The organism is Cryomorphaceae bacterium 1068, from assembly GCA_027214385.1.
Classification (GTDB): Bacteria; Bacteroidota; Bacteroidia; order Flavobacteriales_D; family Cryomorphaceae; genus JAKVAV01.
The window spans coordinates 29,822-41,958 of sequence record JAPVXR010000010.1 but is presented as its reverse complement, the minus strand read 5'-3'; the positions used below and the strand labels follow the sequence as shown (position 1 = coordinate 41,958).

Annotated in this window: 12 protein-coding genes; 6 read left to right on the top strand and 6 right to left on the bottom strand. The window is 43.6% G+C overall.

All coding sequences use genetic code 11. The features are described from left to right. Positions 1 to 1,440, bottom strand: coding sequence for a TonB-dependent receptor (locus tag O3Q51_12625; protein MCZ4409659.1), 1,440 nt, complete (start codon positions 1,438 to 1,440; stop codon positions 1 to 3). A 118-nt stretch (positions 1,441 to 1,558) separates the two neighbouring features. Between O3Q51_12625 and O3Q51_12620 the strand changes: the two genes are divergently transcribed. The 3 genes from O3Q51_12620 to O3Q51_12610 all read left to right on the top strand — a co-directional run bounded on the left by O3Q51_12620 (position 1,559) and on the right by O3Q51_12610 (position 2,946). Continuing rightward, entirely contained in the window at positions 1,559 to 2,326 is a 768-nt protein-coding gene (locus O3Q51_12620) for an MBL fold metallo-hydrolase (protein MCZ4409658.1), read from the top strand. A 90-nt stretch (positions 2,327 to 2,416) separates the two neighbouring features. Then, positions 2,417 to 2,620: a hypothetical protein gene (locus tag O3Q51_12615; GenBank protein MCZ4409657.1), complete on the top strand. Its 204-nt coding sequence runs from the start codon at positions 2,417 to 2,419 to the stop codon at positions 2,618 to 2,620. A gap of 17 nt (positions 2,621 to 2,637) precedes the next feature. Further along, positions 2,638 to 2,946, top strand: coding sequence for a hypothetical protein (locus O3Q51_12610; GenBank protein MCZ4409656.1), 309 nt, complete (start codon positions 2,638 to 2,640; stop codon positions 2,944 to 2,946). Between the two features lie 70 nt (positions 2,947 to 3,016). Here O3Q51_12610 and O3Q51_12605 read toward each other — a convergent pair whose 3' ends face one another. The 3 genes from O3Q51_12605 to O3Q51_12595 all read right to left on the bottom strand — a co-directional run bounded on the left by O3Q51_12605 (position 3,017) and on the right by O3Q51_12595 (position 5,734). Next, positions 3,017 to 4,027, bottom strand: a complete 1,011-nt coding sequence (locus O3Q51_12605; protein ID MCZ4409655.1) for a DUF3365 domain-containing protein — start codon at positions 4,025 to 4,027, stop codon at positions 3,017 to 3,019. 94 nt (positions 4,028 to 4,121) lie between these two features. Further along, complete coding sequence (locus tag O3Q51_12600; protein MCZ4409654.1) at positions 4,122 to 4,715, bottom strand: hypothetical protein; 594 nt, start codon at positions 4,713 to 4,715, stop codon at positions 4,122 to 4,124. Between the two features lie 107 nt (positions 4,716 to 4,822). After that, positions 4,823 to 5,734 carry a hypothetical protein gene (locus O3Q51_12595; protein MCZ4409653.1) on the bottom strand — a complete coding sequence of 304 codons (912 nt, stop codon included), beginning with the start codon at positions 5,732 to 5,734 and terminating at the stop codon, positions 4,823 to 4,825. 57 nt (positions 5,735 to 5,791) lie between these two features. Here O3Q51_12595 and O3Q51_12590 point away from each other — a divergent pair, with 57 nt between their 5' ends. From O3Q51_12590 to O3Q51_12580, 3 genes are all read left to right on the top strand, one after another. After that, positions 5,792 to 7,132, top strand: a complete 1,341-nt coding sequence (locus tag O3Q51_12590; GenBank protein MCZ4409652.1) for a hypothetical protein — start codon at positions 5,792 to 5,794, stop codon at positions 7,130 to 7,132. Between the two features lie 8 nt (positions 7,133 to 7,140). Continuing rightward, the gene (locus O3Q51_12585) at positions 7,141 to 7,683 is read left to right on the top strand and encodes a hypothetical protein (protein ID MCZ4409651.1); all 543 of its coding nucleotides are present in this window, start codon (positions 7,141 to 7,143) and stop codon (positions 7,681 to 7,683) included. Between the two features lie 111 nt (positions 7,684 to 7,794). Continuing rightward, positions 7,795 to 9,324 (top strand): SulP family inorganic anion transporter, encoded by a 1,530-nt coding sequence (locus O3Q51_12580; GenBank protein ID MCZ4409650.1) that lies wholly within the window; start codon positions 7,795 to 7,797, stop codon positions 9,322 to 9,324. A gap of 10 nt (positions 9,325 to 9,334) precedes the next feature. On the opposite strand, the gene O3Q51_12575 is transcribed toward O3Q51_12580, so the two are convergent. Further along, the gene (locus tag O3Q51_12575; protein ID MCZ4409649.1) at positions 9,335 to 10,003 is read right to left on the bottom strand and encodes a hypothetical protein; all 669 of its coding nucleotides are present in this window, start codon (positions 10,001 to 10,003) and stop codon (positions 9,335 to 9,337) included. A gap of 133 nt (positions 10,004 to 10,136) precedes the next feature. Beyond that, positions 10,137 to 12,119 (bottom strand): DUF4139 domain-containing protein, encoded by a 1,983-nt coding sequence (locus O3Q51_12570; protein MCZ4409648.1) that lies wholly within the window; start codon positions 12,117 to 12,119, stop codon positions 10,137 to 10,139. Between the last annotated feature and the right edge of the window lie 18 nt (positions 12,120 to 12,137).

Here is a 12,137-nt window from a genome sequence, read left to right as displayed (position 1 = left end):
TTATTTCGACTCCGTGGTTTCTTCTTCGAAAAGCTCGGGGTCGTAACCGAAAAGGCGATTCTTTTTGATCATTACATCGACATAATTCGGAACCATTTTTTCCCAACCCGGCTCGCCATTTCTGATCATTTGCAGGGCTTTTCTGCTCTGAATCCAAAGCACATCAGGGTCGTGCTCTTCCAAATCTACAATTCTACCGTTGCTGAGTAGGTAGTTGTAAAGTGGTCGCAGCCTTGGATGAACATCCATGTTCCCACAGGTGATCATCTCGTCTTTGTCTTCTAGTTTTGATGGGTAAACGTAGACTTTCAAATCACGCGTGAACAACACTCCGAATGCTTCAAGAATTCCACCATCTAAATCGCGGTAGTATTTTTCATCGAATAGAGCATCCAGGTTGTTGGTACCCATGATGAGTCCCATGCGCTTCTTCGTCATGGTAGAGAAGTAGCGAATCAACTTATAATACTCTTGGTAATTCGATATCAGTACCGTTTGACCGAGGGAACATAAAATATCGGCTCTGTCGATAAAGTCTTGTTCATCGATATCACCGCCTGATTTCAAATTGCTGAGGGTAATCTCAAACAAAACCTGAAGATCATCAGAGTCTACACGCTTTTCTTTCACAAAGGCGTTGTAGCCATTGATGATCATATCAATGTTCACCTTCGTTACGGGGCGGAAACTTCCACGAATGGTTAGGATATTCTTTTTGTAGAGTAGATCAGAAGGCTGAAGGTTTTTTCCGTCAGGGCTAAAAATTACCGCATCTGTAAAACCATTCTTTACTAGCTGCAAGCTGAGTAGTCGATTGTCTACACCCTCAAAGTCCGGACCTTCCATCGAAATCATGTCGATTTCAATCTGATCTCGCGTCAAGTTATCGTAAAGCGACTTTAGGTATTCTCTTGGGTTTTGGTAATAGAAGTAGCATCCGTAGAGAATATTTACACCTAAAACACCGATGGTTTCTTGTTGAAAAGAAGCTTCATTTTCGTGAAGCTTTACGTGCAACACTACCTCGTTTGGCTCTTTCTCAGGGCTGGTTTGGAATTTTATTCCCATCCAACCATGGCCCGGATACCGCTTTTTAAAATCGATGGTCGCAATTGTATTCGCGTAAGAGAAGAATTTTTTGGAAGGGTGTTTCTCGCGGCTCAAGCGCTCCTCAATCAAGCCATATTCATGCTCGACCATCTTGCGCAGTCGCGGTTCACAGACATATCGATTGTTCGTTTCCGTACCGTATATGGCATCGCTGAAGTCTTTGTCATAAGCCGACATAGCCTTCGCAATTGTACCGGAAGCACCACCTGCACGAAAAAAGTGTCTCACCACTTCCTGTCCCGCTCCGATTTCCGAAAAGGTTCCGTAGATGTCCGGATCAAGATTGATCCTAAGTGCTTTTTGCTTGGAGGTAAGAATTACCCTTTCCAATGTGTTTTCCTTCTTTTATAGAGTGGCTCAAAATTAAGGTCTTTAATAGAACTTAACCAACTATCTCCACCTTATTTTCACAACGAATTGTTCGGTGTATTATTCTAATTTCGCAAGAATGCGAATTACCTTTTTAGGAACAGGTACCTCACAGGGGGTACCGGTGATTGGTTGCAATTGTGAAGTCTGCATGTCTGCGGATGAAAAGGATAATCGACTTCGAACGTCGGCAATGATTGAAGCAGATGGGAATACCTTCGTCATTGATACAGGCCCCGATTTCAGGCAGCAGATGCTCAGAAATACTCCGACAGACATGCCGAAGGTGATTTTTACCCATGAGCACAAAGACCACATTGCGGGATTGGACGACATCCGTGCATTCAATTTTAAATACCGAAAGCCAATAGAAATCTATGCCACCAATGCCGTGCAAGAGGCGTTGAAGCGAGAGTATCACTATGTTTTTGCGGCTCAGAAATATCCTGGAGTACCCAAAGTCAACTTACATACCATTTCCGGAAAAGAGAATTTTGCGATTGACGGTACAGAGGTAACTCCGATTCAACTGTTGCACTACAAAATGTCCGTCCTGGGTTTTAGAATAAAAGACGTCGCTTACATTACCGATGCCAACTATATCGCTCCCGAAGAGAAAGAGAAATTGAAAAATCTGGATGTTTTGGTATTGAATGCACTTCGAAAGAAAGAGCATATTTCTCACTTCAACTTGGAAGAGGCTATTGCTATTGTGAACGAGCTTAAGCCCAAGCGTGCATACTTCACGCACATTTCACACCTTTTGGGAAAACATGCTGATGTGGGCCTAGAGCTGCCCGATCATATTCATTTGGCTTTTGATGGATTAGTGGTCGAATCTGACTAGGGAGCTTTTAAGATCTCTCCTGTCCTTTATCTGGATTTATAACAATTTGATTTCTGTCTTGTTAGGTTATTGAATCTAAAAATAATAATTATGGCAAGCAACGAAACACAAACATGGCCCGATTTAGCGATTGGCCTTTACGACAAGTTAACGGGTAGAAACGCGAAGATTTCCTATGATTTTGATCACATGGAAATCGATGTTCCCAGCGGAACTAAAGAGAATCAACACGCCAAGTGGAAGGTAAACGGCAAAGTAACCGTCTCTACCACTGAAGGCGCAGGAAATGCTTAAGCAAACTAATCGGCACCTTGAAAAAACTGCACATTGAAAGCGATATAGTGCTCCAATCTGAACAGGGAAGCATCAAAATCCTTACGAAGAATAAGGTATTGACCGTTCATTTTGAAGATTGGAATACTGTATCCGCTTTTTTTGAAAGTGTGAAGGGATCGTTTTCTAATCCGAAGCGATTACTAGGACTGTCCAAGAATCTCGATCAGCGTGTTTCTATTGAGATTGCAGATAAACCCGCCATCACCATTTATGATGGTAAAATTGATAAGTGGAAATTCATGGCTACCATCAAGCTATTTATCTTTTGGCTTCGCGGTAAATAAATTGCATTCGTCGAGCCTCTACAGGCAGAGATGATGGTGAAATAAGACCTGAAAGACACAACACCACTTACTATTGAGCTTTTTTTCCTTTTCCCTTTTTAGGGGAAATTTTATTCATTTCAACTACCCAGATACCGCGTAATTCGTTTTCACCGTAACCGGTAGCTTCGTCTTCGGGATAGAGCGCATTCAACACATCATGAGTTGCTTGATTGATTTGTGTATCCGGTTCGCCGTGGCATTTTAAGCACATCGCATTTGTAGTGATCGGATAATAGCCCACCATTGTTTCTCCCATATCAGTCATTTGCGGGCTTGCCGTTTCTCCTTGTGCCAATTGAGCTTTGGCATTCAGAATATAGTTCAACTCAGCTTCATTAGCCTTGTTTGCCGGATTTCGAGGTTGATCACTTACTCGTTTGATTTTTGCTCCCAGCGCTACTGCCATGCTATCAGTGAGCGGATAAGCTCTGGTATTGCAAAACTCCACGGCACCTTCAGGGCCTTTTTCTTTTACGGCCGCCATCAAATTACTTCCAAGTTGGGACTTGGTTTGCATGGCCATCTCCTTTCCTTTATCCAAATAGTTTACCTCTCCTTTTTGCTGCCCTTGACGGTAGCGCTTTCGCTCTTGCTGATAGTGCTCTTCAAACCACGCGGGCTCTTCCAGATCCGTTTCGAAAATGTAAGCGGCAATGTCGCGAAGGTCTTTTTCAGAGAATTCCATTTTCGGCATTACTCCAAACTTTTCGATGGCTCCCGGCATCTTCGAGTTTTCTTTTGTTGGGTTTTGAACGAAGGCAATCAAATCATCTGAAAAGATATCCAGCGTGGTTTGATCATCAATGTAATGCTTCTTTATCGCCACCATGGGAGGTGCTATTCTGGCGTCGTGCGCTCCTTTTGGAGAATGGCAGGAAAAGCAGTTTTTGTCCAAAAGGTTGAATCCATTGTTCAAGTCCGTTTGAATCATGGAGACGGGTGCTTCAGTTTGCCGGTGGTTTTCGTTGCTCGTACCACAGCTATGCGCTATTGTCAGCATTCCAAATGCTGATAGAATAATGATGGCCTTCTTATTCATATTTTCTTTTTGAACCCCTAAAAATAAACTGTTGAAACTGTTTTGAAAGAGATGAAAGTCACATAGTGATAACTTGAGTAGCCTTCGTTGGATTTTAATCTTCTTTTTGCTGAAAAGGCATAGGGTTAAGCCAGTAAGTATCCAGGCGCATCAGAATCTCAATAAAGGAATATTCAAGCGTGTCGCTTCCTGATTGGAGCCAAATCTTGCAGTCGTCTTGGATGCATTCCCATTCCTTACTTGAATGGTAGCCTTCAAAAGTTTCACCTTTGATGTAGGAGCTGTCTGAGGTCATTACAATCTGATAGTTCCAGTAATTCAGTTGGATTGAATCGCACTGCAAGTAAGTTGTTTTTTTCCAGGCAAACCCTCCGCCGCACTCACAATTAGAGGAGCTGAGCCATTGAAACCATTCACCTGAAGGCTTGAAGTTTTTGTATTCTCCTCGTAAGACTTGGGACCACGACAGTTCTCTTTCATGAGCAGCAGTAGCGAAACCAACTAAATATCGATCTTTCGGGCATTCAATCACCTTGTACTGTACAAACTTTCCATTTTCAATTTCGAAATCTGAGTAGAATCCTTCGATGGTATCTCCCTCTAGAATGAAGTACTGCTTACCGGCAGTAATTTCCTGCGCAGAGACCGAAACAGTCAATAGAATCAATATAGAGCAAATCCATTTCATGTTATAAAAATAGAGCAGAGGGGTGGAGGGGACCAAGCTAAATTCTTTGAAAGATTACATGTCAAGAACCCTCTTTTCTAAAAGGAAAAACGGACTCACTCCATTGGTTATTCAGGAATGGGTAAACTATAAACCATTCTAAGAGAAGCAATCAAACCGTCTGCAAAAGTCGCGTTGAGCGGGTCGCCTCGATTGTCTCCGATCCGGAAGATGCTAATGCGAAAGTCAATATTCTCGTCTTCTTCATATTGCTCGTAATTGCGATCGAGAGCATAGCCAATTCGCCCTTCGGCGAAAAAATTCCCGAATAAGTTGTACCGTGCAAAGAGGCTGAGATCAATGCTGGTGCGTTCCATGTAGGTTCCGCTGTTTTCTTCACCCAGATCAAAAGATGTGATCAACCCGAAGTGCGAGATTCCAACGGTGAGCTTTTCGTTTGCGTAGTAGTTCAGCTTTCCGTAAATCGGGAAGAGCCCCGACAGACTCCATTTGGGTCGGAATTGCCAAAGAACATCGACCAGTGGAACGAGTAGTGGCCCTGCCAATTCTTGGTTGAAAAGAAATCCGTAGCGCAAGCGAAGCTTCTCGTGGTAACGCTTTTCGTAGAGACCAATGGCACCAAATTGCCATGCACCACTACCGGGATTTTTTAGGTCGCTCATGAATCTGGGAACGAACAGAAGCTGGAAGGCGCGGTCATTATCCAGTTTTTGAACCAAGCCCGTCTGAAGAATAAAGGCGTGGAGGTTAAGGTCGGGCGCTGATAGTTCAGGCGAATCAAATTCATTCTTAACCGTGCTCCTTGTGTAGGTCACATTGTTGAACCAAATCGTTTTTCCCGAAAGGACTACGGGCATTTTTGCATTGATAAAAAGTCCCGATTCCTGAGCTTCTCCATCGAAGTCATCATATGCCGAAGGCTGGCCCCATCGCGTGGAAAGGGTCAAGAGATCAATGCGTTCTTGTGCGAAAGCACAAAAAGAAACCACCAAATAAAAACAGGACAATGCGTACTTCACTGCTCACAAATCTGCAAGAAATTCTCGACTTGCAATTGATTTTTCTTTCTTTGAAACATGTCTGAGGATAAAAAAGCGGAAAATCATAGGAATTGGCTTCAGCGCGTACAAGAGCAAAGCTGGGAGCCGGAGATCCTGATTTCGGGTATTGTGCTTTTTGCCCTGTTTCAGATTCCGCCATACATTGAACAAGCCAATGCTTATCTCAACGTAAACTCGGGACAACTATTTAGTGGCGGAAATGTGGATGAAACGCTTGCGGCAATCTTACTGGCTGCAAATTATTGGCTCATTATTGGTTTTTCGATTCACCTCATTGGCAGAAGTATTTGGGCAGCCTTCGTAGGTCTCAGTTATGTATATATCGATGGAGTTCGTGTAGATCGTTTAAAATATCCCGAGAACTTCAAGCGTGTCATAGCCAAATCTTCCAATTATAAAAATCTCATTATCAAGCTAGAGAAGTTTTGTAGCACAGTTTTCGCGGCTAGCTTTTTGGTGTTTATGTGCGTAGTGGGGGTGTTTGTCTTCATTGGTTGGATTGGTGTCGCTGCCTTCGCATACCTGGAGCTGGGAGGCGAACTTAATATGATTGATAAGTATGCTGACCCCTTTCTACAAGTTTTGGGAATCGTTTATTTGATCGACTTTATAGGTTTAGGCATCGTCAAGAGAATACCACTGATCAATAAAATTTACTTTCCGTTCTATCGAGTCATGTCATTCCTCTCGCTTTCGCCGTTGTACCGAAGTATCTACTACGGATTTGTTACAAATCATAAGTGGTGGAAAGTGACCATAGCAATGCTGATTTTCTGTTTCGGAACCCTCGTAATGGTTTGGGCCATTCGTGAGAAGGCTGATTTATTGAGCACAACAGAACTTACTATCAACTATGGAGAAGATTATGTTGCAGCTTTGAACTATGCCAATCTTGCCGAGGGCAAGCCATCCAAACGGCTCATCTTTGAATCAGATATCATTGAAAGAAATGTCGCGAAAGTCATGATTGTCCATAGCTCCGAGTATGAAGAAGAATACATTCTTAAACAATGCAATTATGAAGCGGCCATGGAGATGGAGGAGGTAGCCTACGATTCGCTGATGATGGCATGTTTAAAGAGTTTTATTTTGCTCGAATTGGACGGACAGTATATTCACCCCGATTATTTTTACACTGAAGATCGAATTTTAGAAAGAAGCGGATTGTTGACTTATCTCGATCTGTCTGAATATTCTCGAGGAATGCATGAGCTAAAACTGTATTATCTACTTGATCAAGCAGATGAAGGTATAGATACGCTGATGGTAGCGGATGTTGAATTTTTTAAGGATGCACTCCCTGTGGATGTTTCTATAGGAACGGCACGAGATTCGCTAAAGGGAAGCACCAATTAGATTTTGAAATGAATCAAAAAACAGCTTTAGTTGTCCTTTTATTTTGGCTTAGTACAGTCGGAAACCTTATGTGTCAGGACTATTTCCCGATCGACCCCGGTACCGAATGGACTTATGGAAATGCCCATCCTTCCACTCCAAATATGACGATGTATATCGGTCAGGAACCGGTAGATTGGAATGGTGAGTCATACCGACAAATGCGTACACTGACCGTTGGGGATAGTGCAGGACAAGAGTCAGTTCCATCAGTGCTACTTCGCAAGGGAAAGAAAGGAAACCTTTACGGAATAAACCTTGCCATTTCAGATGAAGAGTTTCTCTTTTTCCCGGGAAAACCCGAAGTTGGTTTCAGCTGGACAGGCCTTTCGGGCTTGTCTAGAATCACATCTACCAAGGGCAGCATTGAAACTCCTGAGGGAACTTTTGAAAATTGCATCGTAGTGGAGTCTATTTCGGGAGGATCGAAAGCCTACGCTTATTATCAAGAGAACAAAGGTATGGTAGCCATGACTCTTGAAGACAAACTCCTGATGTACCTGATAGAATAGCATTCACATCAGGTTCTCTTCTTTAAAAAGAACTTACCTTTGCCGCCTTAATTTATTGTATACAAACTTATTTGCGGGTGATCCCTTCAGGCTCACCCTATTTTTTTGGTTATGACTAAGTTTTTCAACCTCTTCGATCTATCACAAAAAGTCAACTACAAAACAGAGGTGCTTTCTGGACTTACGGTGGCTTTAGCCTTGGTTCCCGAAGCAGTGGCATTTGCCATTATTGCAGGTCTTTCCCCATTAACGGGGCTTTACGCAGCTTTTGTGATGGGCTTGGTCACTTCTGTTTTCGGTGGCCGTCCCGGAATGATCTCCGGAGCGACAGGTGCTGTAGCGGTGGTTATCGTTACGTTGGCTGCTTCACACGGTGTTGAATACGTTTTCGCAGCGGTTATCCTGGCCGGAATCCTTCAGATGGCAGCGGGATTCTTGAAGCTGGGGAAGCTGATGCGACTCGTTCCGCATCCCGCCATCTTTGGATTTGTGAATGGTTTAGCCATCATCATTTTTATGTCACAACTCGATCAGTTCAAAGATCCAAGTGGTGATTGGTTGACGGGAACTTCTCTTTATATTCTGCTCGGATTGGTACTGCTTACCATGTTTATTATTTGGGGCCTACCTAAGTTGAGCAAAGTCATTCCCGCTTCTTTGGTCGCTATTCTGACGGTATTCGCTCTGGTCTTCTTTTTGGATATTGATACCAAAACAGTAGGAGACATGGCATCGATCAAGGGATCCTTCCCTCCATTTCACATTCCTGAAGTACCGTTTACATTGGAGACACTTACCATTGTTTTTCCATACGCAGCTATAGTCGCAGGAGTGGGCCTTATCGAGAGCTTGCTTACATTGAATATCGTAGATGAAATAACCGAAACCCGCGGACGTGGAAACAAGGAAGCCATTGCCCAAGGCGGTGCCAACTTGCTATCGGGGCTTTTTTCAGGAATGGGTGGTTGCGCCATGATCGGTCAGAGCTTGATCAACGTTTCCAATGGAGCCAGAGCCCGACTTTCAGGAATTGTCGCCGCCTTAATGCTCTTGGTTTTTATCATGTTCGGCTCGTCATTAATAGAAAGAGTACCTATGGCAGCGCTTACCGGACTAATGATCATGGTGGCTATCGGTACTTTCGAATGGGCCAGTTTGCGCACCATCAGGCGAATGCCAAAATCGGATATTCTGGTGATGGTGCTCGTGACCCTGGTAACGATTTTCCTCCACAACTTAGCTTTGGCGGTCTTGATTGGAGTGGTGATATCGGCACTTGTATTTGCTTGGGACAATGCCAAAAGGATTCGAGCGCGTAAAAGTGTTGACGCAGAAGGAATCAAGCATTACGAAATGTACGGCCCGCTTTTCTTCGGATCAGTAGCTGCTTTTCACGATAAGTTCGACGTGCTCAACGATCCAGAAGAGGTGATCATTGACTTTGCCGAGTGCAGGGTGGTAGACATGTCGGCAATCGAAGCTCTCAACAAAGTCACCGAGCGCTACCGCAAAGTGGGGAAAAAAGTTCATTTGCGTCACCTTAGCCCTGACTGCCGTCAGCTTTTGCAAAATGCTGAAGCGATCATTGATGTGAATGTGATGGAAGATCCGACTTACAAAGTTGCGGTTGACGCTATCTAGTGCTCTTCGATTAAGCGTCCAAGACGCCGTCTTCGCTCACGGGATCAGCGTTTTCGCCTGATACGATTTTATTGATTTCAGGCTGGAGTATCCAAATTCCAATGGGGTAAAACCAAACCAAGAAGAAATACCCTATGTAGTCGCTGAATCTGGCACGCCGTTGAAGTTCTACACTCTTGATGATTTTGGCGACAAACCTCAGAACATAGATTCCACAGAACATAGCGAAAAGATGCAGTGGAATAATGAGAAAGAACATACCCATCATGCCTCCGAAAGCTGCCTCAGGAGTACTCGATTCCCACCCAATCATGGAAGTGAAAGCTTGGAAATAGAGAAATAAAAAGAGAAAAATGTAAGCTATGGGAAATACAAGGCAAAACACGAAAAATTTCGTACGGGAATGAACGTCTGCCGGAAGGTACTTCTTGAGGCCTACACCAATTGAGTACATCCATCCGTAAAGAATAAAAAAGGAAAGAAATGAAATGGCAAAGATGCCTAGATAGCTGCCGATTATACCGCTGGAAAGAAACGCTGAGGCAGGATTTTCTGCGTTTTGAAGATTAGCAATTTGACCAACAATAAGTCCAAATAGAATCATTTGAAGCACGAAAGGTATCCCAACTCCAAAAAGAAAAATTTGCCAGTGTTTGGCTTTTAGAAATCTGTCGACCATAGCGAGAACATTGTTCGGTTTAAATTTCCCGCAATATAAGAGATCGAGAATTTTGAATGGAAACTCATTCCTTAAAAGAAAAAAAGCCGAGCACTGCCTTCTAGGCAGCACTCGACCTTTTTTAACTAACCACCTAATTATACACCAAAGCCGATTCGGGGTATTTCAGCTCGTAGCTGAAATCGAGTTGTTGTGAAGAGTTCGGTTCAAGCCTCAGTTCCCAAGTCAGTTTGCCACTGTCATTTTCGCTCTTTGCATCACCAATGTCTATGATTTCGACATTCACATTTCGGTTATCCGAAAGGGGCACTTGGTCAATGAGTTCCAGCATGACCGGGTGTGATTTATTGCTTCGGACTTCAATTTCCCAATGAAGTTCTCTTTTCACTTTACTTCCAAAGCTTTGTTCTTTGGAAAGGTCCTGATTCAATCTTCTTTCCAGTAAGATATTCTCATCCCTGCCAAGTGCAATCTCAAGTGTGTCTTTCACGCTTTCAGCATCCAGAGTCGATTCGCCCGAATAGGCTCCCTGAAAATAGATGGTTGATTTTCCAGAAAGGAGCTGCAAGTTTCCCCAGTCGGTAATCCGCGCTAAGAGGTACACATCGGTATCTACCTTTGGAATGGCTCTGTAGAGAAAAGCAACGGGAACCTTTTCCGTTTTGATAGTCAGCAAGCGGTCTTCTCCACTCGAGGGTACGCTGTACTTGTAGTCGACAGAGTAAGATATTCTAGGTGAAGAAATAGACGGGGACTCGTCGATGAAGAGTTTGAAGTAACTAGAACTTTTTGTTCCACCAGCAATTTGAGCATAGGATGATAAGTTTCTTCCCGGCATACGACGAAGACCATTTACGCTAACCGATCCGCCTGATGATCCGCCGTCTTTTTGGATCAATGGCACAGTATACTCAACCACTTCAAAAGTTTCAAGCTGAACTCCTGAATACAGCTCGATATTCGTAAACGTGATTTTGTTCGAGCTGATTCTCACTCCCTCCACTTTTTTGGCATTGTAGCCCACATAAGAAACGAGCACATCATAAACTCCCGATGGGATAGGTTTTATGGTATAATTTCCATCGAAATCCGTCGCAGAACCGGTCACCTGTTTGTTTCCTTGTTGAAGTATGATGTTCACAAATGGCAGCGGTTCTCCCGTTTCAGCGTCAGTTAAGGTTCCTTTTAATGTTCCACTTCCCGTTTGATTTTCGTTACTAATTGAGGCCTTGGGTTTAGGGCTGGGTTTCCGCGTGATGTACCAGCGATCAAATTCAGGGAGCTCGGCTTTCTGCTTGGGCAAACCTTCGGTGAGCGAAAGGTCCACTTCGTTCCAGTCCTCACCGGTGAACTGATAAACATTGGCATTGTAAACCAATTCAAGTGGCTTGTTTACAGCGTCAAATCTGAAGTCGTAAAGCGGCTCCCAGCCAGCTGCTTTGGTGAAATACTCTACGTCGAGTTTTTCCGAAACGATGGAAGATGCTTCCACAAAAAGGAGTAGCTCTGTTTGAGGAACCTTTGTCCCTGCCAGCAAGGAATTGACCTTCGCATTGATTTGTTTGATTTGTTTTTGGGCTTTGCGAATGTCCATTGTATTGTCAAACTTCAATTTGGCAATTTCGGTCAGTCTTTCTCGGTAGAAGTCTGCCGCCTCTCTTACACCTAGGGTATGCTTTTCTCCATCGGCTTTTTTCAATTCGGTGTTCTGTGTGAGCAAGGCTTCCTCTTCGTCAAAGATTTGCTTTTTCGCTTTTAACCATTCAATCTCGTCTTCGAGAGTCGTTTTTTTCTCTTCGAGGATGGCCAGCTCGGTACCCATTGATTTTTGAGAGGGTATTCTGACTTTATGACTCACGGCCAATATCTTCAATCGACTTGGGGTATTGACTTTTATAAGATTTGGATCAAGATCCAAAGGAAGTCCTCGGACCAGTAGTACATGTCTACCCGTACTGAGGTTTAAGGACACCGCCCGTGTTATCCTCGCCCCTTGAAAAAAGACGTTAACTGCTGAAATGCTTGATTCTACTTCGATGGTATCGGCTTGGGCTGCTGAGCAAGTTGCAGTCCAAAGGATTGAGCAGAGCACGAAACAAACGGATAGTTTTTTCATGGCTCTTATTTTTAGATG